The sequence below is a fragment of the Streptococcus australis genome, assembly GCF_040226615.1.
In the GTDB taxonomy this organism is placed as follows: Bacteria; Bacillota; Bacilli; order Lactobacillales; family Streptococcaceae; genus Streptococcus; species Streptococcus australis_E.
This window is the reverse complement of record NZ_JBCOAT010000001.1, coordinates 1-22,171: the sequence shown is the minus strand read 5'-3', so window position 1 is coordinate 22,171 and position 22,171 is coordinate 1. Positions and strand designations below refer to the sequence as shown.

Sequence of the window (22,171 nt, the reverse complement as noted above, 5' to 3'; positions counted from 1 at the left end):
AAACATGAATATCTATGATCAACTACAAGCTGTGGAAGACCGTTATGAAGAGTTAGGGGAATTATTGAGTGACCCAGATGTAGTCTCTGATACCAAACGCTTTATGGAGCTTTCAAAAGAAGAGGCTTCCACTCGTGATACGGTGACAGCATACCGAGGATACAAACAAGTCCTTCAAAATATCGTCGATGCTGAAGAAATGATCAAGGAATCAGGCGGCGATGCAGATTTGGAAGAAATGGCCAAGCAAGAGCTCAAAGATGCCAAGGCTGAAAAAGAAGAGTATGAAGAAAAACTGAAGATCTTACTTCTTCCAAAAGATCCAAACGATGACAAGAACATTATCTTGGAAATCCGTGGAGCAGCAGGAGGAGACGAAGCACAGTTGTTTGCTGGCGACCTTTTGCAGATGTACCAAAAATATGCGGAAAGCCAAGGTTGGCGCTTTGAAGTCATGGAAGCTTCCTACAACGGCGTTGGTGGGATCAAAGAAGTAGTGGCCATGGTATCTGGTCAATCTGTCTATTCCAAACTCAAGTACGAATCAGGTGCCCACCGGGTACAACGCGTTCCTGTGACGGAAAGCCAAGGTCGTGTCCATACCTCTACAGCAACCGTTCTGGTCATGCCAGAAATCGAAGAAGTTGAATACGACATTGATCCAAAAGACCTTCGGATTGACATCTACCATGCATCTGGTGCAGGTGGACAGAATGTCAACAAGGTCGCAACAGCCGTTCGTATCGTCCACTTACCTACTAACATCAAGGTTGAGATGCAGGAAGAACGGACGCAACAGAAGAACCGTGAAAAAGCCATGAAGATCATTCGTGCGCGTGTGGCTGACCACTTTGCTCAGATTGCCCAAGACGAGCAAGACGCTGAGCGGAAGTCTACTATCGGTACTGGTGACCGTTCAGAGCGGATCCGGACTTACAACTTCCCTCAAAACCGTGTGACCGATCACCGGATTGGCTTGACCCTTCAAAAATTGGATACCATCTTATCTGGTAAATTAGATGAAGTGGTCGATGCTTTGGTCTTGTATGATCAAACACAAAAACTAGAAGAGTTGAACAAATAATGTTGTTGGGACCATTATTAGCCCAGTATGAAGAAGCATTAATAGCCGTTGGAGAGGAAGCAGAAAGCCTCTCCTTCGCATATCGTGCTTTAAAAAACTGGACCTTTACAGACTTTGTCCTTGCCTTGCAAAAAGAGGTGGAAGCAGAGGATCAGGCCTTGCTTGATTCCATCTTTGCGCAGTTGAAACATCACGTCCCTGCCCAGTATATTATTGGGAGCGCCGACTTTTGTGGCAATGTTTTTACAGTTGATGAGCGCGTGCTAATTCCTAGACCTGAAACGGAAGAATTGGTTGCACTCATTCTTGAAGAAAACGACGGGGAAACCTTACAAGTTCTGGATATTGGAACAGGAAGTGGTGCCATTGCTATTAGCTTAGCGCTCGCTAGACCTTCCTGGCAGGTTCAAGCTAGTGATGTATCAGAAGAAGCTTTGGAGCTTGCTCAAGAAAATGCCCAACAACTAGAAGCAGTCGTTGACTTCAAGTCTTCAGATGTTCTAGATCAGCTAGCAGGTCCCTATGACCTGATTGTGTCCAACCCTCCCTATATCTCTCATGATGATGTAGAAGAAGTCGGAGTCAATGTATTAGCCTCTGAACCTCACTTAGCTCTCTTTGCGGATAGAGACGGCTATGCCATCTATGAAAAGATTGCTCAGCAAGCACCGAGTGTATTAACACCAGATGGAAAGATCTATCTAGAAATCGGCTATAAGCAAGGTAACAAAGTAAAAGAGCTCTTTCAAGAGGCTTTTCCAAACAAACAAGTTCGAGTTCAGAAAGACCAATTTGGACAGGATAGAATGGTGGTGGTGGACAATGGATCTATTTGAGAAAGAATTAGAAGCTGGTCGTGCAGTTGTCTTACCGACAGAAACTGTCTATGGGCTATTTGCCAAGGCCTTGGATGAAGCAGCGGTTGATCAGGTCTATGCTCTAAAGCAGCGCCCTCGCGAGAAGGCAATGAACCTCAACATTTCCAGCGAAGAGGAAATTCGATTTTATTCGAAGAATCAACCACCCTATCTATCAAAACTAATCGCGAGTTTTTTACCAGGCCCTTTAACCATCATCCTTGAGGCTAATGAAGGAGTCCCAAGTTGGATCAATTCTGGAATGGCTACGGTTGGCTTTCGCATGCCAGCCCATCCAAAGACGTTGGAATTAATTCGTAAAACAGGTCCCTTGATTGGACCTTCTGCCAATCTCTCAGGGGAAGCTAGTGGAACCCAGTGCCAGCAAATTCTTAAGGAACTTGGCCATGGAGTTTTAGGACTTGAAGACGATAGCTTTCTAACTGGGCAGGATTCAACTATTCTAGACCTCACGGGTCCTAAAGCTCGCATCTTGCGTCAGGGTGCCATTACACGTTTGGAGATACTTGAGCGTGTACCAGAGATTACTTTCGAGGAGGAAGAAGATGTTACGTAACCTGTTATTATCGGATGTGGAAGCTTTGTGTCAGATTAACGAGCAAGCATTAGGCTACTCTTTTTCTACTGAGAAAACAGCCCAGCAACTAGCTAAACTAACTAAAGATGCTCACCATTTTTTCATCGGGTTTGAAGATAGCGTGACCCAACAACTGCTTGGTTATGTTCATGCAGAAGTTTACCAGTCACTTTACTCGGATCCAGGTTTTAATATTTTGGCCTTAGCCGTTTTGCCCTGTCAACAAGGCAAAGGGATTGGTAAAACCTTGCTTCAAGGTTTAGAAGTAGAAGCCAATCAACGTGGGTACGCTTTTATTCGCTTGAATTCTGCAGATTACCGCACCGAAGCTCACGCCTTCTACGAACATGTCGGTTATAGCTGTGATAAGCTACAAAAACGTTTTATAAAATTTATTTAAGGAGAAGACCTATGATTTTTGACAAAGAAGATTACAAAGCCTATGATGCGGCTTTATGGGATGCGATTGCAAAAGAGGAAGAGCGCCAGCAAAATAATATCGAGTTGATCGCTTCTGAAAACGTGGTCTCCAAGGCAGTTATGGCTGCACAAGGGTCTATCCTGACCAATAAATACGCAGAAGGCTATCCGGGTCGTCGTTACTACGGTGGGACTGATGTTGTAGACGTTGTTGAAAGCCTGGCGATTGAACGCGCTAAGGAAATCTTTGGTGCTAAGTTTGCCAATGTTCAACCCCACTCAGGCAGTCAGGCCAACTGTGCTGCCTATATGGCTTTGATTGAGCCTGGAGACACTGTTATGGGAATGGATCTGGCTGCAGGTGGGCATTTGACTCACGGAGCTTCTGTAAGCTTCTCAGGGCAAACTTATAACTTTGTATCTTATAGCGTAGATCCGGAAACAGAACTCTTAGATTTTGACGCTATCTTAAAACAAGCCCAAGAAGTCAAGCCAAAGTTGATTGTAGCTGGTGCTTCAGCCTACTCTCACATCATTGATTTCTCAAAATTCCGTGAGATTGCAGATGCAGTAGGGGCTAAACTCATGGTCGATATGGCCCATATAGCTGGGTTGGTCGCTGCAGGTCTTCATCCAAGCCCAGTTCCTTATGCTCATATCACGACTACGACGACTCACAAAACTCTTCGTGGCCCACGTGGCGGCTTGATTTTGACAAATGATGAAGATTTGGCTAAGAAGATCAATTCTGCCATCTTCCCTGGTATCCAAGGAGGACCACTAGAGCATGTCGTTGCAGCCAAAGCCGTTGCTTTCAAAGAAGCCCTCGATCCAGCCTTTAAAGAATATGCCGCGAACGTCATTAAAAACAGTCAGGCCATGGCTGATGTCTTTTTACAAGATCCTGATTTCCGTGTCATTTCAGGCGGAACTGAGAACCACCTTTTCCTTGTCGATGTCACTAAAGTCGTTGAAAATGGAAAAGTGGCGCAAAACTTGTTAGATGAAGTCAACATTACCCTCAACAAGAACTCCATCCCTTACGAAACCTTATCACCATTTAAGACTAGTGGGATTCGAATTGGGGCAGCAGCCATCACCGCTCGTGGTTTTGGTGTAGATGAAAGCCGTACTGTGGCTGAACTGATGATCAAAACCTTGAAAAACGCAGATAACCCAACTGTATTAGAAGAAGTACGGGACCAAGTCAAATCCTTGACGGATGCCTTTCCACTTTATGAGGACTAAACCATCTTATGGATATTTACGTAAAGAAAGCCATCATTCATCAATTCAGCCCAGATGATACAGAACTCTATTTAGCAGATAAGTTCCTCAATATTACACCAAAAATTGAGGAATACTTGCGCAAAAAGATAGAACGGGTCTATTCTGATGAGGCCAAGACCGGTATCTTTGAAGAGGACAACCCTTTTCTTGAGATGATTTCGGATGACCTGCTAGAAACATCAGTAGCCGTAGCTAACCGCTGGAAAGAAGAATTTGTCGTCTCTGAGAATCAAAAGACTAACGATTTGGTGTTCATCCAATTCTCAAAAGAGGGAGTAGACCACTTTGCCTTTCTTCGGATTGCCTTGCGGGAAACCTTGACCCATCTTGGGGGAGAAGTAGACAACCCAATCAAATTAACACAAAACAATCTACCTGGCTTTGGGACTGGTGCAGATGAAGCTTTGGTCATTAATCTTCAAAGCCGCAAGTACCATTTGATTGAAAAACGAATCAAGTACAATGGAGCGTTTTTGAACTATTTCTCTGAGAATCTTCTTCAGGAGCAACCCAAAATTTCACCTAAAAAATCGATCAAAGAAATCGAAAAAGCGGCCCAGCGGATTGCGGAGAATTTCCAACAAGACGATTTTCAGTTCCAATCCAAAGTCAAATCAGCTATTTTCAACCAACTGGAAGAAGAGAATGAACTGTCACCTGAAAAGTTAGCCAATGATTTGTTTGATAACAACCTTACGGCTCGACTCAGTTTTGTCGATCAGGTGAAAGAGTCTATTCCAGAACCTGTTCGCTTCGATGAGATTGATGCCAGTCGCCAATTGAAAAAATTTGAAAACCAAAAGCTCTCCCTTTCAAACGGAATTGAGCTTTTGGTTCCCAATCATGTTTACGAAGATGCTGAATCGGTAGAGTTCATCCAGAATGAGAATGGGACCTACTCGATCCTCATCAAGAATATAGAGGACATTCAGAATAAATAATGATGAAACGAATAATAAAAATTTTCTTTTGCCTCTTGCTCGTCTTTTTCATATACAAGGGCTATCAGATACACCGGGATGTCAAGCAGGTCATGACTTATCGTACCTTAGTGCGTGAAGTATTGGCCGAGGAAGACACTGGTACCAATGAAGACCTGATCCTTGCTATGATTTATACAGAGACCAAGGGTAAGGAAGATGATGTCATGCAGGCCAGTGAAAGTGCAACAGGTCAGACAAATTCTATCACCAATAACAAAGAAAGTATCCGCCAAGGGATTCAAACCCTCTCTGAGAATCTGCGAAAAGCAAAGGAGAAGGGTGTTGATCCTTGGACAGCTGTCCAGGCTTATAATTTCGGACAAGATTACATTGAATATGTAGCTAAAAATGGCGGGAAAAATAGTCTTGGATTAGCCCGTAAATACTCAAAAGAAGTGGTTGCACCGAGTCTTGGAAATGTTACTGGTAAGACCTATCTTTATCTCCATCCTATTTCATTTTTACATGGCTCAGAGCTGTACGTTAATGGGGGAAATTATTATTATTCACGTCTCGTTGAAATGAATCAGTTCATTATGAAACTCTTTTCCTGGTTCTAATACAAACAATCACTCTAAACAAGGGAAGAAACCCTTGTTTTTTTATGGAGAAAACTGTCATCTGTTTTTAAAGAAGCTGTAAGCCAGTCTTAAGATAAAAAGGATAAACTAAAAAGGAGGCAAAGGGATAAAACCTGCTTCCTTTTTATTGTCCGAAAACGTATTAGTATTCTAGAAGGGGTTATTGAGAAAGTATGAAACCAGTCATGAAATTTATTGGAATCATTATCGCTAGCTGGTTTGCACTCCTTGCAAGCTCTTCAACAGTTTTTGCCAATTCAACCATTCAAAAAGTTATTAATCAAAAATATAGCCAACCTGACTATGTCATTGGCTCATCATTGGATGAATTTCAAGTCGAGCAAACCCTTAGTCTCTTGATGTATAACGAGGAAATAGATAAGGAATGGAAAACAATGAATCCTTCTGCTTATACAAGCTTTACGATTGATGAGAATGGAGATCATTATTCCTCTGTTAAACTACAGAAACAAGCCAAGAAAGCGCCCGTTAGTGTGCACATTGTCACTCCTCAAAATATAACAGAAGTAACCGCAGATATGAACCGAAATGCTCTAACCACTCTTGGTATAGAACGTGCAGATGTCACGATTGCCTCCCCAACAGAAGCATCAGGTTTAAGCGCACTTGCAGCGGTCGCATACTCCCTTGAGCAAAATGGTAGCACGATTTCTGATGAAAATAAAACACTCGCTCAAGAAGAATTATCCCTGCTTGCATCGATCTATAAAGAGAGTGCCCGTAAAAAAAACTTTCATGAAGATAAACTCAATGTAGCTGTCATTGATCTTAAAATCGCAGCGCTAACAGAAAGCAATCAAGACAAAAAGCACGAGAAAAAAGATTTTCAAAAGCTAGTAACAAAGATTCTGAAAACTTATCAATTAGAAGGCGCTATAACGGATAAACAAACCAAACAATTAGTTGATTTTGCTAGCAAGCTCTCTAATAGTCAGCTAAGCTCCGATAAAAACCTTGTCAAGTCCCTCAAAGCTCTAAAACAGGATATCATTGAGAAGGCAGGAGATAGCTTTAATTCGATTGATACTAAGCTCAATACGGAGACACTATTGAAAGAAAGCAACAATCTTCCTTTATATCCCATGATTGGACTAGGACTCCTGATCCTCCTTGGAGTCGGATTAATGGCGTATCATGTTCATCGTCATCGAACCAAGAGGAATACACAATAAAGAGGCTGGGACAAAAGTCCCAGCCTCTCAAATTATCTTTGGATTGTCGAGCAAGACGCAGTGGTTGAGTGGGCTCTACTACACTGATTTCATCAGCTTTTACAGCCCTACTCAACTGTGCGTAGGTGGGACGACAAAATCGAATTCTAACGAATTACCGATTTCTGTCCCACTCTCTTAATCTGTTACTTCGATTGAGAGATAAGGAATACCCAAGATTCTTCCGAAGAATCCTAGAAACGTCTTCCAAGCAGATCCTTTAATAATAGCAGTTTGACCAGCTTTTACGATTACTTCCTTAGAACGAGTGAAGGCTCCTCTTTGATCTACGTAGACCTTGACCATATCAAGCCCTTCAGGAAGTGGAAGTGCCACGGTTTCATCTTTACTTAAGTTGGCGACACATTTTCCATTGATATAAACGTTTACCTTCAATAATACACCTACGAGGCCAGTTTGACGCGATACTGTAATTTCCGACATTTTGTTTCTCCTAAACTTCAAAAGTATTTTACTTAAAAATTTAAAAATATAACAATAACTTTATCATAGCATTGTTTTCTTTAAGAATCAAGTTAAATCTTATACGAAAGATAGTGTATGAATCTATTAGAATAGATTCTTCAAAGTAAGTTTAAATCATAGATAATTACGCTTGAAGAACTTACAATTTTATGCTATTATCATGTTGAAAATAATTATCTCATTCTGTTATAAATTATGAAAGAAACAGTTGTATATACACAAATAATTATATTTTAAAGTAAATAATAAGTCAGGAAATGTATTATGAAGATGTTTATACTTTCTATATTGGTTGCGTTTTTATATTATCTGATTAAAGCTCAATTTAAGAGTATTATTTTAGATATTCTTATATTTTCATTTGTAATAACTTCTCATTTGATTTTTTCTTATTACTTCTTACCAATAGAATTATTAATCGGACTTACTGGAGCAAACATCTTATATACCATTTTTAAGAAGCTAAAAGGTAAAGAAACTATGCAATTCTTCATGAAAAATTTTATTATTGGAATTGGTGAAGTTAATTTCCTTACTTATCTTATTTACATGTGCATGAGCCTCGCTCCTCTCTTTCATATATTTATTATCGAAGCAGAAGTAAGTTCTGGAAAAATGATTATAATCATCTTAAGTTTACTATGTGGATTATTTTTAACATTTGCACGGATTTATAGCAAACGTTTGTAATGAATAGATCAATTATTTCCTATAAGATACATATTTTATAAATACTATTCAAATGAAATATCTACATATTTTTGATCATTTTTGACTATAGTAGTAACTCAAAAAATCACTTGAAAAATCAAGTGATTTTTTTAATTTAATTAGTAATTATAATGCTGTTTCATTAATTAAATCAGCTAAAATTAGTTCTATATATTATTCCCACTCAACGGTTGCAGGTGGTTTACTTGTGATATCGTAGACGATACGGTTAACATGGTCAACTTCGTTTACGATACGGACTGAGATTTTTTGGAGAACCTCCCAAGGAATCTTAGCGAAGTCAGCTGTCATTCCATCGATAGAAGTGATGGCACGGATAGCAATCGTATAGTCATAAGTACGACCATCTCCCATAACCCCTACGGAACGAACGCCAGTATTAACAGTGAAGTATTGCCAGATGTCACGGTCAAGACCAGCTTTAGCAATTTCTTCACGAAGGATAGCGTCTGATTCACGAACAGTTTCAAGTTTTTCTTCAGTGATTTCACCCATGACACGGATAGCAAGTCCTGGTCCTGGGAATGGTTGGCGCCATACAATGTGATCTGGCATACCAAGTTCAGTTCCAAGAGCACGAACTTCATCCTTGTAAAGAGTGTTGAGCGGCTCGATCAGTTCAAACTGCATATCTTCTGGAAGACCACCCACGTTGTGGTGAGACTTGATAGTTTGAGCAGTATCCGTACCTGACTCAATCACGTCTGTATAGAGTGTCCCTTGAGCAAGGAATTTCACGTCTGTTAGTTTGCTTGCTTCGTCATCAAAGACATAAACAAACTCGTTACCGATAATCTTCCGTTTTTGTTCAGGATCAGATACACCAGCCAATTTATCAAGGAAACGTTTGGCAGCGTCTGCTTTAACGATATTGAGACCAAACTTACCACCAAGCATATCCATAACTTGATCAGCTTCCCCTTTACGGAGAAGACCGTGGTCTACAAAGATACAGATTAATTGATCACCGATTGCTTTTTGGAGAAGAACCCCAACAACAGAAGAGTCAACACCACCAGAAAGTCCGAGGAGAACACGTTTGTCTCCAACTTTTTCACGGATTTGTTTGATTTGCATCTCGATGAAGTTATCCATAGTCCAGTCACCTTTGGCACCACAGATATTCAAGGCAAAGTTACGAAGGATATCATAGCCGTGAACAGAGTGACGAACCTCAGGGTGGAATTGGATACCATAGATTTTCTTGTCAGGATTCTCAATCGAAGCATACGGACAGTCAGCAGAAGTACCTGTACGGACAAAGTCAGCAGGGATTTCTGTTACAGCATCACCGTGGCTCATCAAGACCAACTGTTTATCAGGTGTTCCCTCAAAGAGGGCAGAAGATTCAGCTAAGTTTAGCTCAGATTGACCATACTCACGGTTACCAGCATCCCCTGCGGGTACAACCTTTCCTCCAAGCTTGTGAGTTAATAGTTGCATTCCATAACAGATCCCAAGAATTGGAATGCCAAGTTCAAAAATTTCAGGATCAATATCGAAAGACCCTTCTTCATACACTGAGTTTGGTCCGCCTGAAAGAACGATCCCAACTGGATTGATTTCACGAACTTCATCTGCAGTAATTTTGTGGCTCTTCAATTCTGAAAAGACACCAATCTCACGAATACGACGTGAAATAAGCTGATTGTACTGGCTACCGTAGTCAAGCACGATAATTTTTTCAACATCATGCAAATCAGTTGATAGGTTTGTCATCTTTTCCCCTTCTTCTAGAAAATTCTTTTCCTCTATTCTAACACAAAAGGCCCTTCATTACCAATCAAGACTGACTACGATTGAAGATTTGATAAATTTGCGCTACAATAGGTTGTAACAGATAGAAAGAGTAGCAATATGATCCCAGCATACATTCAAATTCACGACCAAATCAAGGCAGAGATTGACCAGAAAATCTGGAAAATCGGACAACGCTTACCAAGCGAACGAGACCTGGCAGAAAAGTTCCAGGTGAGTCGGATGACCCTCCGTCAAGCCATCACTCTCTTGGTAGAAGAAGGAGTACTGGAGCGTCGTGTAGGCAGTGGGACCTTTGTCGCTAGCACGCGCGTCCAGGAAAAGATGCGGGGGACAACCAGTTTTACTGAAATCATGAAGGCCCAAGGAAAGATCCCTTCGACACAGGTTATTTCCTACAAACGGACTATTCCAAGTCTTCAAGAAGTGGATAAACTAGGGATTGACAAAACTGAAACGATTGTACGTATGGAGCGGGTTCGTTACGCAGATGGAGTCCCTGTTGTCTATGAAGTTGCCTCTATTCCAGAAAAATTTATCATAAACTTCAAAAAAGAAGAGGTGACTAGCCATTTCTTCCAAACCTTAGAAAAGCATGGCTATCGCATTGGTAAATCCCAACAAACCATCTATGCACGATTGGCCAAAGAAAAGATAGCCCACTACTTAGAGATTCCCAAAGGACATGCTATCCTTGGGCTGACGCAAGTTTCTTACTTAGATAATGGCACAGCCTTTGAATATGTAAAGAGTCAGTATGTTGGAGAGCGGTTTGAATTTTACTTAGAAAATAATTAGATGACACAATCCCTATCATGTCAAATCAACATACGGAGGTTTTATGTCTAGGATTAAAATCGATGCTGTTGTGGTGCCTCTCAGTGGCCATCTTTATCCTGTCCTTTTACTTTTAGCCCCATTATTGCATGATCCTAACTATGAGATTCGAATTTTTACAGGACCACAAAAGCAAAAAGTAGTTGAAGATATGGGCTTTACTGTTGTCCCAATTATGAAAGGCCAGGTGGATTTTTTCGATAAAATATCTACTAACCATCGTCAATTAAATTTGCTGACTGCCTATAAGCAGCTTTCTAATGGATTAGATTTAATGAATATCGTTTCTGACCAGTTACGAGAAGAATGGACAGTTCATGGTCCAGATCTAGTCATTGCGGACTATGTGACAGTATCAGGTGGTTTGATTGCAGAGGAATTGGAAATCCCTTGGATGACTAGCATGGCGACCCAGTTTGCAATGGAAACACCTTTTGGCCCACCTTGCTTTTTTGCAGGGATGGGAAGTGAGAAAAATAGGTTTGATCAACTGAAGCATAGCTTAGCTAGAAAATTGACCAGACTTATCAAGCGTCTAGCGACTTTCTCTTTGAGAAGTCGTTTAAAACAATATCATTTCCGTCTCTACAATAAGGACGGATGGGAAACCATCTATTCTCCCTACTCCATCCTTGGCATCGGAATGGAAGAAGTGGAATTAAAAAAAGGCTTTCCTCCCTACTATCATTGGGTAGGACCAGTTGGCTCATCTGTTGAGAAATCTTCTGATTATCACTTTGATCTCACTCCTTTTTCGAATAAAAAAAAGGTTCTAGTCTCCTTAGGCACTCAACTTGCCTGGGCGCAGGATAACATCGTTCGGCAAACCCTAATCTTGGCTCAACAACATCCAGAATGCCAGTTCTTTGTTACCTTAGGCAAAGGGGCTGAATCTTTCCAAACAGAGAAGCTCTTAGACAATGTATCCATTCTTACTTATCTCCCTTATGAAAGTTATATCCCACAAATGGATTATGTTATCCACCATGGTGGAGCAGGGATTTTCTTTCAATGCATCAAAAATGGGATTCCAGCTTTAATCCTTCCGCATGACTATGACCAATATGATTATGCTATTCGTGGAGTAGAAGCAGGAGTAGCCTTGCAAGCTCCCAAGGACAAGAGTCAAAAGATTGCCCAAGCCTTTGAGCAATTACTTGCAAGAAAAGACTGGGCCCAACTCAAAGAGCTCCAAAAGAGAGCTCTAGCCTATGATCCCACCAGCATTTTAAAGAAAGAAATTCATCGCTTAATTAAAAAGGAGGCGCCATGAAAGTACTCGTAACAGGAGCAACAGGTTTTCTCGGAAAATATGTGGTAAAAGAGTTAGTAGCAGAAGGCTACTTTGTTCGCGCCTTTGGTCGGAACGAGGCAGTAGGGCAAAGTTTGGTTTCAGACAAGGTGGAATTCTTCAAAGGAGATCTGAGTTCCAAGCAAGCAGTAGAAGAGGCATGCAAGGGCGTTGAAATGGTTGTCCATGCTGGAGCTTTATCAACGGTTTGGGGGCCTTGGGAAAGTTTTTACCAAGCCAATGTCCTTGGTACCCAGCATGTTTTAGAAGCTTGTCGTACTAATAAAATACATCGCTTGGTTTATGTTTCTTCACCAAGTATTTACGCTGCACCAAAAGACCAAATCGACATCAAAGAAGATGATGCTCCAGCTGAAAATCATTTAAATAACTACATCAAAAGTAAGCTGCTATCAGAGAAGCTCTTTCCTTCTTACCCGGATGTTCCAAGTATCATCCTTCGTCCACGTGGGCTCTTTGGTATTGGGGATACAAGCATCCTTCCGCGAGTTCTCAAGCTAAGCCAAAAAATTGGAATCCCTTTAATCAAGGAAGGCAAGCAATTGATGGACATGACCTGTGTCGAGAATGTTGCCTTGGCCATCGCTTTGGCTCTGAAAGCTGATCGGGCAGAAGGGCAAGTCTATAACATTACCAACGGCGAGCCGACACCCTTTAAGGAACTAATCGAAGAAGCCTTGCTGGCCTTGGGACTTCCTATTCGCTATAAAAATCTACCTGCCTTTCTTCTAGGTGGCTTAGCTTCTAGCTTAGAGGTCCTTTATCGGGTCTTACCTCTAAAGGGAGAGCCACCATTAACTCGCTATACCTACTACCTATTGCGTTATAGCCAGACTCTTGATATTTCAAAAGCAAGACAAGAGTTGGGCTATGAGCCACGCATCAGTATCAAGGAGGGAATTGCCCAGTATGTCCAAGATTATCGAAAGCATTAAGTACTTCCCTGCTGGCTATTGTACCAGCAATCTTGCCTTGCTCTTTAAGGGGCAGAAAAGAAAGAAGATGGTTTTTCCAGCCGGCGTCTATCTCCTCAAACACCGAGAACATGGTTATATTCTCTACGATACTGGCTATCATTATGAGATCAAAAGTAAACTCCGTTATCTTTATTACCGTCTTGGAACTCCTATGCAGATGAAAAAGGAAGACCAGATTGATTGCTTGCTTCAAGCGACTGGGATTTCACCAGATGACATTTCTTATGTCATCCTCTCGCATTTTCATCCAGACCATTTAGGAGGAGCGGGTTGTTTCAAACAGGCGCGCTTCTTGGTCACCGAGAAAGCTTATCATGTATACCAGAAGCCCAGCTTTAAGGATTTAATTTTTAAAGAGTTTTTGCCGGATCATTTTGAAGAATCCGTCCAAATCATGCAACCTCAAGAAACCAATCCTCTTTTTCCTTATACGGCAACAGAGGATATCTTTGGAGACGGCAGTATTCTCCTTAGTTCCCATGATGGGCACGCTAAGGGACAGGGTTGCCTATTCCTTCCAGAGTACCAATTGTTTATCGGAGCTGATCTCTGTTGGGGAATTGACCTTCTCCCCTTGACAGAGCAGATGCGCTGGATTCCTAGTCAAGTTCAGGATAATGTTGAGGCCTATTTAGAAAACGTCAATTTCTTGCGGTCCTTGCTACATCAAGAGATCGCTGTTCTTGTCAGCCATGATCCAATGGATCGGGTAGAAAGGATACTAGATGAAAAAATGGACCTTTCTTAAAACCTTTTGCCAGACCCGCTGGGGGCACCGCTTTAAGAACCGAGAGGAACTCGAGCGCTACCAAGAGAAAGAGCTGCAAAAATACCAGGACTTCTTACTCCAACATTCGCCCTATTTCGCTCAAGGCGTTCCAAAGGACTTCCGCTATATGGACAAGACCTTTATGATGGTGCATTTCAATGAGTTAAATACCCAAGGAATCGATCGGGACAAGGCTCTTGAAATGGCCATTCGCGGAGAGCAGTCTCGTGATTTTACAGAGATGCAAGGGGAAGTAGCAGTGGGTCTTTCCTCTGGTACCTCCGGCCACCGAGGCATTTTTATCACCACAGAAACAGAACGTAGTATGTGGGCAGCCGCTATTCTTGCTAAAATGCTCCCCAAAGGGATGCTCTTTGGGCACCGCATCGCCTTTTTCCTCCGAGCTGATAACGAGCTCTATCAAACCATCAATTCTCCCTTGATTCGCTTAGAATATTTTGATATTTTCAAAGATAGCCAAGAGCATATCGGGCGTTTGAATGACTACCAGCCGACTATCCTTGTGGCTCCAGCCTCAACCTTATTGGATTTAACCAAATATTTAGAAAGTCAGGCCATACAGATTCAACCCCAAAAGGTCGTTTCCGTCGCTGAAATCTTAGAGGATCGGGACCGGGACCTCATTCGTCAGGCATTTCATCTTTCTAAGGTTGATCAGGTCTACCAAGCGACAGAAGGTTTCTTAGCCTGTACCTGTTCTGAGGGGAACTTGCACCTCAACGAGGACATTTTATCAGTGGAAAAAGACTATTTGGATGACCACCGTTTTTATCCTATCATTACAGATTTTAAACGTAGGAGCCAACCTATTTTCCGCTACCGGCTCAATGATATTCTGGTAGAGGATCCTGAGCTCTGCAGATGTGGTTCTGTCTTTACACGGATTGCTAAAATAGAGGGCCGCTCGGACGACATCTTTTATTTCAAAAAAGCAGATGGCGAGCTACAGATGGTTTATCCAGACTTCATTCGGCGTTGTATCCTCTTTGTCGAAGGGATTCAAGACTATCAAGTGACTCAAACAGAAGATGGACAAGTTCAGGTTGCTCTCAGCAAACGTTCACCTGAGATAGAAGAGGCTATCCTCAACCAATTTCAAGTCTTAGCAGATCAAAAGGGCTTTATCATCCCCACCCTTACCTTTATTGACTACCAATGGGACACAAGTCGCAAACTCAAGCGCGTACAACGTCTTCAAAAATAGGAGGAAGCATTATGACAAGTGTACAAAGACACGTTCGTATTAAAGGCTATGGAACGGCCTTACCCAAGCATCAAGTCACCTTTAAGGACCAGACACGTTACCGCGTAAAAGAAGATGAAGAATCTCAGATCGACCTAGCCGCTCGTGCTATTGAACAGGCTCTAAAGCAGGCAGAATTGACCATGGCAGATATTGACTGCCTAGTTTCAGCGAGCGCCGTAGGGGTTCAGCCGATTCCATGTACGGCAGCTCTAATCCATGAACGAGTGGCCAAAGACTTGACCATTCCCGCTATGGATATCAATACCACTTGTACCAGCTTTATTTCAGCCCTTAGTACCATTTCTTATCTGATCGAAGGTGGCGAGTACAAGCGTGTCCTCATTGTTTCAAGTGAGGTGGGAAGCCTAGGTCTTAATCCAAAGCAGAAAGAAAGCTATGAATTGTTTAGTGATGGGGCAGCTGCTTTTATCTTTGAAAGCACGACGGAAGATTTAGGAGTGATTGCAAGCCTTCAACGGACCTGGTCTAAGGGGGCCCATGATACAGAGATTCGCGGCGGTTTAACAGCCTACCATCCAAAACATTATAGTGAAACTACCAAAACCGACTTCATGTTTGACATGAAGGGTAAGAAAATTCTATTACTTTCTGCGCGTGTTATTCCAGAAATGTTTCAAGAATTCCAAGAAAAGGTTGGCCTATCGCTTGCCGATGTAGACTATATCATTCCTCACCAAGCCAGTCGTGCTCTTCCTTTGGTCATGGAGAAATTAGGCGTCCCAGACCATAAATATCTTAACATCGTTAGCGATTACGGAAACATGGTTTCTGTTGCGGTTCCTTTTGGCCTAGCTTACGCCCTGGATCATGGCCTTGTCAAAGAAGGAGATACCATCTTCTTAATGGGAACTGCAGCAGGGATGACGGTCAATATGTTAGCTCTGAAACTCTGATGATTAATCCTCTTATTTCAACTCAAAAAGCATCAAGTCCCGCTAGTCTTTAGTGGGCTTTTTTGATATAATGAAAGGTATGGAAATTGAGAAAACCAACCGAATGAATGCTCTCTTTGAGTTTTACGCAGCACTTTTGACAGACAAGCAGATGAACTATATCGAGCTCTATTATGCAGATGATTACAGCTTGGCTGAGATTGCTGAAGAGTTCGGGGTGAGTCGTCAAGCAGTTTATGATAATATCAAGCGGACGGAGAAAATCCTAGAGGATTATGAGATGAAATTGCACATGTACTCTGATTACATTGTACGTAGCCAGATTTTCGACCAGATCTCTGACAAGTATCCTGATGACGCTTATCTACAAGAGCAAATTGCTGTTTTATCTAGCATTGATAACCGAGAATAAACAAGATTAAAATACCTGTAATAGGAGAAGTAGTATGGCATTTGAAAGTTTAACCGAACGTTTACAGAACGTCTTTAAAAATCTTCGTAAGAAAGGGAAAATCTCTGAAGCGGATGTCCAAGAGGCAACCAAAGAAATTCGTCTAGCCCTCTTAGAGGCTGACGTTGCCCTTCCTGTGGTAAAAGACTTTATCAAACGTGTCCGCGAGCGGGCCGTGGGGCATGAAGTCATTGAAACCCTGAACCCCGCCCAACAAATCGTGAAGATTGTCGATGAAGAATTGACAGCCATTTTGGGTTCTGAGACAGCAGACATTATCAAGTCGCCTAAGATCCCAACCATTATCATGATGGTCGGTCTTCAAGGGGCTGGTAAAACAACCTTTGCTGGGAAATTGGCTAACAAATTAGTCAAGGAAGAAAATGCACGGCCTTTGATGATTGCGGCCGATATCTATCGTCCAGCTGCCATCGACCAGTTGAAGACGCTTGGTCAACAGATCAATGTCCCTGTCTTCTCACTCGGTACAGAAGTCCCTGCAGTCGAGATCGTACGTCAAGGTTTGGAGCAAGCAAGAGCCAACCACAATGACTACGTCTTGATCGATACTGCTGGTCGTCTGCAAATCGATGAAAAACTCATGGGCGAGTTGCGCGATGTCAAAGCTCTTGCTGAGCCGAACGAAATCCTCTTGGTTGTGGATGCCATGATCGGTCAAGAAGCAGCCAATGTGGCGCGTGAGTTTAACGAACAACTCGAAGTGACCGGGGTCATCTTGACCAAGATTGATGGGGATACCCGTGGTGGTGCAGCCCTTTCTGTCCGTCAGATTACTGGGAAGCCAATCAAATTCACTGGTACTGGTGAAAAAATCACTGATATCGAAACCTTCCACCCAGACCGCATGTCTGGCCGGATCCTCGGTATGGGGGATATGCTGACGCTGATCGAGAAGGCTTCTCAAGAATACGATGAGAAACGCTCCATTGAACTCGCTGAGAAGATGCGGGAAAATACCTTTGATTTCAACGACTTTATCGATCAGTTAGATCAGGTTCAAAACATGGGACCAATGGAAGACCTACTCAAGATGCTTCCAGGGATGGCCAACAATCCAGCTATGAAGAACCTCAAGGTCGACGAAAGAGAAATTGCTCGGAAACGCGCCATTGTATCTTCTATGACTCCAGCTGAACGCGAAAATCCAGATTTGTTGAACCCTAGTCGTCGCCGTCGGATAGCTGCTGGTTCAGGAAACAGCTTTGTCGAAGTCAACAAATTCATCAAAGACTTTAACCAAGCCAAACAGATGATGCAAGGTGTCCTATCAGGCGATATGAACAAGATGATGAAACAAATGGGGCTTAATCCAAATAATATGCCGAAGAATATGCCTGGTGGCATGCCTGATATGTCAGCCCTCGAAGGGATGATGGGACAAGGCGGGATGCCTGACTTGTCAGCTCTTGGTGGAGGCTCTGGGATGCCTGACATGAGCCAAATGTTCGGTGGTGGTCTCAAAGGAAAAGCCGGCGAATTCATGATGAAACGGGCGATGAACAAGATGGCCAAACAAATGCGCAAGAATAAGAAAAAACGGAAATAATCATTTCTAGTAAGGGCCTGGAACACACTGTTCTGGGTTCTTTTAGAAAATAGTACTAGAGGAAACATGTTAAAAAAACTATTTCAACAACTCATTCGTTTCTTTGTAAGACTCTTTTCTTCCCACAGAAAGCCCTTTGAATTTCCTAAAGGGTCGAAGAAACCACCGATCAGACCGATCATCTTTGTACCTGGAAGTTCAGCTAGTATTCAGCGTTTCAATGGAACAATTCGTATGCTCCATCGCTTTTCTAGAAAAAAACAGAGTCTATTAAAAATAAAAGTCAATAAAGATGAGTCTATAGAGATGGAAGGAAGACTGAATACGAAAGAGCCGAATCCGATGATTGTGATAGGCTTTGAGAACAATCGAGATGGTTACAGCAATATCAAGCAGCAAATCGAATCCCTTAAGATAGCTTTAACCTATCTTCTTGATCACTATTATTTTACAGACTTCAAGGCAGTCGGGCACTCCAATGGGGGACTGGTTTTGACTGGTTTATTGGAAAGTGGCTTTTTAGAAAAGAAAAAGCTGACCGTAAGCAAGCTGGTTATTATTGGTAGTCCTTACCAATTCAACCAAGAGATGTATGATGATTTTCAAACATGGAAGCATCGCCTAGGAAAAGAAGTAGAGGTCCTTAACTTTGTTGGTAGCTTTGCTGGGAAATCAGACGGCATCGTCCCTCTTTCTAGTGCACAAGCAGCACAATCAATTTTTGAGAAACAAGCCTATACAGAAGTAAATTTAAAAGGACGCAAGGCTCATCATTCAGCTTTACCCACTAATCCAGATCTAGTGAAACAATTAAGTCTATTTTTGAATCTATAAGTAAATTACATAATTTCGGTTATGTAATTTTTATTTGTCTCTTGCAATCCTTATGTAAATATGGTACATTTTTGGTAGCGATTACATATACCTAAGGAGGATTTTATGAAAGATCCTAAATTACTAGAATTAATGAAGGATTACAGGGGGCGTGATGAAGTGCCCGCAGACTTTGATACCTTTTGGAATCAAGCCTTAGCAAACATTTCTGAACTTCCTAAATACAAGCTCGAAGAGCAAAATTTCAGCATTCCAAATGTAGTTTGTTATGAATTAACCTTTAAAGGGACACGAGATGGTCTTGTTTATGCGCGAGTTGTTTTCCCAAAAACAGATCAAAAGGTTCCAGTTATTTTCCATTTTCATGGTTATATGGGCCGTTGTTGGGATTGGACAGACATGCTGGCTTATACAGTAGCTGGCTATGGAGTTGTGTCTATGGACGTAAGAGGTCAATCAGGCTATTCAACAGACGGAGATCGATCACCACTTGGAAATACTGTTAAAGGACAGATTATCCGCGGAGCTGTGGAAGGTCCAGATGAGCTATTTTATAAGGATGTCTACTTAGATCTTTACCAGTTAATTGAAATTGTAGCTAGCTTTCCTCAAGTTGACAACAGCAAACTCGCCAGCTATGGAGCCTCTCAAGGTGGTGCCTTGGCCCTGGTAGCTGCCGGATTGAATCAAAGAATTCAGCGAACGGTAGCTATTTATCCATACTTATCGGATTTCAGACGTGTAATAGAGATTGGAAACACCAGTGAAGCCTATGACGAGCTTTTCCGTTATTTCAAATTCCATGATCCATTCCATGAAACGGAAAACCAAATCATGGAGACATTAGCCTATATTGATGTGAAAAATTTTGCCCATCGCATTAAAGGACAGGTTCACATGATTACAGGGCTAGATGATGATGTTTGTTATCCTGAGACGCAGTTTGCCATTTATAATCGATTAGAAGGTCCAAAAGAGCATTTAATCATGCCAGAATATGCCCATGAAGCTATGAATGTTCAAGTCAATGATCGTGTGTACAATTGGCTCTGTGGTAGCAAGATTTCCTTTCGATATGTAGAAAAATAAGATACAGAAGAAAAACAATCAGTAGATCCGTGAGATTTGCTGATTGTTTTGTTAAAAAAAAAACTAAAACAGTCCTATATATCCCCTATAACATCTTTCCGAAAAACTATAATTTTCTTGAAAAATATATCTAGCTGTGCTATACTACTAGTATAGAAAGATTTGGAGAAAAACATGAAACGCGTGATCTTATTAGAACGGATTGATAAACTCAAACAAGTCATGCCTTGGTACGTCTTAGAATACTACCAATCGAAATTGGCTGTTCCATATAGTTTTACGACCTTATACGAATACTTAAAGGAATACGATCGATTTTTCACCTGGGTCTTGGAATCTGGTATATCAGATGCTGACACCATGGCTAATATCCCTTTAGAGGTTCTGGAGCACATGACCAAGAAAGACATGGAATCCTTCATTCTTTACTTGCGTGAACGTCCTCTGCTTAATGCCAATACGACGAAAAATGGGGTTTCTCAAACAACCATTAACCGTACCCTTTCTGCACTTTCTAGTCTGTATAAGTATTTGACTGAGGAAGTTGAAAACGAGCAAGGGGAACCTTATTTCTACCGCAATGTCATGAAGAAGGTTGCGACCAAGAAAAAGAAAGAAACCTTGGCGGCCCGAGCTGAAAATATCAAGCAAAAGCTCTTTTTAGGGGATGAAACAGAAGGTTTTCTGAACTATATCGATCAGGAATACCCTCAAACACTCTCAAATCGCGCCTTATCTTCATTCAATAAGAATAAAGAGCGAGATTTAGCGATTATCGCACTCCTTCTTGCCTCTGGTGTCCGTCTCTCTGAGGCAGTTAACCTGGATCTTCGAGATCTCAATCTTAAGATGATGGTGATTGACGTCACTCGAAAAGGTGGAAAACGAGACTCGGTTAATGTCGCTGCCTTTGCTAAGCCTTATTTAGAGCAATATCTTGCTATTCGAGACAAACGTTATAAGACAGAAAAGACTGATACAGCCCTCTTTCTGACCTTGTATCGAGGTGTTCCAAACCGGATTGATGCTTCTAGTGTTGAAAAGATGGTGGCCAAGTATTCAGAAGACTTTAAAGTCCGCGTAACCCCCCACAAACTGCGCCATACGCTTGCAACCCGTCTCTATGATGCTACCAAATCCCAAGTTTTGGTCAGCCACCAGCTGGGACATGCTAGCACACAGGTAACGGACTTGTATACGCATATCGTTAATGACGAACAGAAAAATGCCTTGGATAGTTTGTGAGTTACATAATATAAATTATGTAATGTATTTAGTGTTAGAAAAAGAGCGTAGGATTTTTATAGAATCTTACGCTAAAAATTCGATCCAATAATTACGGTGTGGCTCAATAATGACTGGTTTTCCCCAGAATGATTTTAGATAGGCCAAGTTTGCAGGGGTGACCGGTCTTTTTTCACCATTGAACTTCTCTGCACTCTCTTTCGTTAGAAAGCATTTAACAGCTTCATATGGTGTACCATCGCTCGCTATTCGATCAATTCCTAAATACGCAATTTCATCACCGGCTTTTGGAAAATCTGTAAATAGTTTACCAATAAAATAAACCGTCTTATCTTTCATTAATTCATAAGCCTTACTATTTTCCAGTCTGTTATTCGCTGCAGCGTACATAATACAAAAACTGTCCACAATATCTTTCAAAGGCATTAATTCTTCTTTGCTGACTATAATTTCGTCTGGAGCAAGTCCGCCAATGATTAAATTTTGATAATGAGGTTGCTGAATGATATTATCTAAAGCCATTCCTAATGGTAATTGGACAGCTTGATAGCCTAATGGTTCTAGCTCTTGCTTTTTCTGGTCAAGGTGTTCTTGTGTAATACTGATATTCAAATCATATGGACTTGAAGGTTGTTGTTTGCTAAAAAAAGCCACTACTATACGATCTAGCTGTTCAAATAGACCAAGATTTTCAACTGGAATTTTCATCATCGAATATGATCCCCTTTTTTGTTCAGATTTCCTCTATATTCTACTCTCATTATTTTTGAATATCAAGTTTAAGATAAAAGATATCCATGTTAAATGGATATCTCAGATTGAAGACAAAGTCCTTAGACCATAAGTTTCTAAGGGCTTTTATTTGTGTAAAGTCGTATAATAGAGGTA

General features: G+C 41.5%; 23 protein-coding genes. 20 read left to right on the top strand and 3 right to left on the bottom strand.

All coding sequences use genetic code 11. The features are described 5' to 3' along the window. Positions 1-4 precede the first annotated feature (4 nt). The 8 genes from prfA (at position 5) to ABT997_RS00080 (ending at position 7,006) form a co-directional block, all read left to right on the top strand. Positions 5-1,084, top strand: a complete 1,080-nt coding sequence (gene prfA, locus ABT997_RS00115) for a peptide chain release factor 1 (protein WP_350018461.1) — start codon at positions 5-7, stop codon at positions 1,082-1,084. Next, on the top strand, positions 1,084-1,920 hold the full coding sequence (gene prmC / locus ABT997_RS00110) for a peptide chain release factor N(5)-glutamine methyltransferase (protein WP_350018460.1): 837 nt from the start codon (positions 1,084-1,086) through the stop codon (positions 1,918-1,920). The genes prfA and prmC overlap by 1 nt, the downstream gene beginning before the upstream one ends. Then, positions 1,907-2,518: an L-threonylcarbamoyladenylate synthase gene (locus ABT997_RS00105; RefSeq protein ID WP_350018459.1), complete on the top strand. Its 612-nt coding sequence runs from the start codon at positions 1,907-1,909 to the stop codon at positions 2,516-2,518. The genes prmC and ABT997_RS00105 overlap by 14 nt, the downstream gene beginning before the upstream one ends. Continuing rightward, on the top strand, positions 2,508-2,939 hold the full coding sequence (locus ABT997_RS00100) for a GNAT family N-acetyltransferase (protein WP_350018458.1): 432 nt from the start codon (positions 2,508-2,510) through the stop codon (positions 2,937-2,939). Before ABT997_RS00105 ends, ABT997_RS00100 begins: the two co-directional genes overlap by 11 nt. Positions 2,940-2,950: 11 nt before the next feature. After that, positions 2,951-4,207: a serine hydroxymethyltransferase gene (gene glyA / locus ABT997_RS00095; protein WP_350018457.1), complete on the top strand. Its 1,257-nt coding sequence runs from the start codon at positions 2,951-2,953 to the stop codon at positions 4,205-4,207. Between the two features lie 8 nt (positions 4,208-4,215). After that, the gene (locus ABT997_RS00090) at positions 4,216-5,190 is read left to right on the top strand and encodes a nucleoid-associated protein (protein ID WP_350018456.1); all 975 of its coding nucleotides are present in this window, start codon (positions 4,216-4,218) and stop codon (positions 5,188-5,190) included. Next, the gene (locus tag ABT997_RS00085; protein WP_350018455.1) at positions 5,190-5,792 is read left to right on the top strand and encodes a lysozyme family protein; all 603 of its coding nucleotides are present in this window, start codon (positions 5,190-5,192) and stop codon (positions 5,790-5,792) included. The genes ABT997_RS00090 and ABT997_RS00085 overlap by 1 nt, the downstream gene beginning before the upstream one ends. A gap of 206 nt (positions 5,793-5,998) precedes the next feature. Continuing rightward, positions 5,999-7,006, top strand: coding sequence for a DUF1002 domain-containing protein (locus ABT997_RS00080; protein WP_350018454.1), 1,008 nt, complete (start codon positions 5,999-6,001; stop codon positions 7,004-7,006). A 177-nt stretch (positions 7,007-7,183) separates the two neighbouring features. Here the strand turns inward: ABT997_RS00080 and ABT997_RS00075 are convergent, their stop codons facing one another. Continuing rightward, the gene (locus ABT997_RS00075; RefSeq protein ID WP_350018453.1) at positions 7,184-7,489 is read right to left on the bottom strand and encodes a hypothetical protein; all 306 of its coding nucleotides are present in this window, start codon (positions 7,487-7,489) and stop codon (positions 7,184-7,186) included. Positions 7,490-7,795: 306 nt separating this feature from the next. Here ABT997_RS00075 and ABT997_RS00070 point away from each other — a divergent pair, with 306 nt between their 5' ends. After that, entirely contained in the window at positions 7,796-8,221 is a 426-nt protein-coding gene (locus ABT997_RS00070; protein ID WP_350018452.1) for a hypothetical protein, read from the top strand. 195 nt (positions 8,222-8,416) lie between these two features. On the opposite strand, the gene guaA is transcribed toward ABT997_RS00070, so the two are convergent. Then, entirely contained in the window at positions 8,417-9,982 is a 1,566-nt protein-coding gene (gene guaA / locus ABT997_RS00065; protein WP_350018451.1) for a glutamine-hydrolyzing GMP synthase, read from the bottom strand. Between the two features lie 138 nt (positions 9,983-10,120). Between guaA and ABT997_RS00060 the strand changes: the two genes are divergently transcribed. The 11 genes from ABT997_RS00060 to xerS all read left to right on the top strand — a co-directional run bounded on the left by ABT997_RS00060 (position 10,121) and on the right by xerS (position 21,283). Continuing rightward, positions 10,121-10,819, top strand: a complete 699-nt coding sequence (locus tag ABT997_RS00060) for a GntR family transcriptional regulator (RefSeq protein WP_350018450.1) — start codon at positions 10,121-10,123, stop codon at positions 10,817-10,819. A gap of 43 nt (positions 10,820-10,862) precedes the next feature. Further along, positions 10,863-12,131: a glycosyltransferase gene (locus ABT997_RS00055; protein WP_350018449.1), complete on the top strand. Its 1,269-nt coding sequence runs from the start codon at positions 10,863-10,865 to the stop codon at positions 12,129-12,131. Further along, positions 12,128-13,105 (top strand): NAD-dependent epimerase/dehydratase family protein, encoded by a 978-nt coding sequence (locus tag ABT997_RS00050; protein WP_350018448.1) that lies wholly within the window; start codon positions 12,128-12,130, stop codon positions 13,103-13,105. The genes ABT997_RS00055 and ABT997_RS00050 overlap by 4 nt, the downstream gene beginning before the upstream one ends. Continuing rightward, the gene (locus ABT997_RS00045; RefSeq protein ID WP_350018447.1) at positions 13,080-13,895 is read left to right on the top strand and encodes an MBL fold metallo-hydrolase; all 816 of its coding nucleotides are present in this window, start codon (positions 13,080-13,082) and stop codon (positions 13,893-13,895) included. The genes ABT997_RS00050 and ABT997_RS00045 overlap by 26 nt, the downstream gene beginning before the upstream one ends. Then, entirely contained in the window at positions 13,873-15,141 is a 1,269-nt protein-coding gene (locus ABT997_RS00040) for a F390 synthetase-related protein (protein WP_350018446.1), read from the top strand. The genes ABT997_RS00045 and ABT997_RS00040 overlap by 23 nt, the downstream gene beginning before the upstream one ends. An 11-nt stretch (positions 15,142-15,152) precedes the next feature. Further along, positions 15,153-16,097: a 3-oxoacyl-[acyl-carrier-protein] synthase III C-terminal domain-containing protein gene (locus ABT997_RS00035; protein ID WP_314369781.1), complete on the top strand. Its 945-nt coding sequence runs from the start codon at positions 15,153-15,155 to the stop codon at positions 16,095-16,097. 79 nt (positions 16,098-16,176) lie between these two features. Next, entirely contained in the window at positions 16,177-16,509 is a 333-nt protein-coding gene (locus tag ABT997_RS00030; RefSeq protein ID WP_037613861.1) for a putative DNA-binding protein, read from the top strand. A 34-nt stretch (positions 16,510-16,543) separates the two neighbouring features. After that, the gene (gene ffh, locus ABT997_RS00025) at positions 16,544-18,115 is read left to right on the top strand and encodes a signal recognition particle protein (protein WP_350018445.1); all 1,572 of its coding nucleotides are present in this window, start codon (positions 16,544-16,546) and stop codon (positions 18,113-18,115) included. 66 nt (positions 18,116-18,181) lie between these two features. Then, positions 18,182-18,949 carry an alpha/beta hydrolase gene (locus ABT997_RS00020; RefSeq protein WP_298619332.1) on the top strand — a complete coding sequence of 256 codons (768 nt, stop codon included), beginning with the start codon at positions 18,182-18,184 and terminating at the stop codon, positions 18,947-18,949. Positions 18,950-19,054: 105 nt separating this feature from the next. Further along, positions 19,055-20,038, top strand: coding sequence for an acetylxylan esterase (locus ABT997_RS00015; RefSeq protein ID WP_350018444.1), 984 nt, complete (start codon positions 19,055-19,057; stop codon positions 20,036-20,038). A gap of 174 nt (positions 20,039-20,212) precedes the next feature. After that, on the top strand, positions 20,213-21,283 hold the full coding sequence (xerS, locus tag ABT997_RS00010) for a tyrosine recombinase XerS (protein ID WP_350018443.1): 1,071 nt from the start codon (positions 20,213-20,215) through the stop codon (positions 21,281-21,283). 66 nt (positions 21,284-21,349) lie between these two features. On the opposite strand, the gene ABT997_RS00005 is transcribed toward xerS, so the two are convergent. Further along, the gene (locus tag ABT997_RS00005; protein ID WP_350018442.1) at positions 21,350-21,994 is read right to left on the bottom strand and encodes a hypothetical protein; all 645 of its coding nucleotides are present in this window, start codon (positions 21,992-21,994) and stop codon (positions 21,350-21,352) included. Between the last annotated feature and the right edge of the window lie 177 nt (positions 21,995-22,171).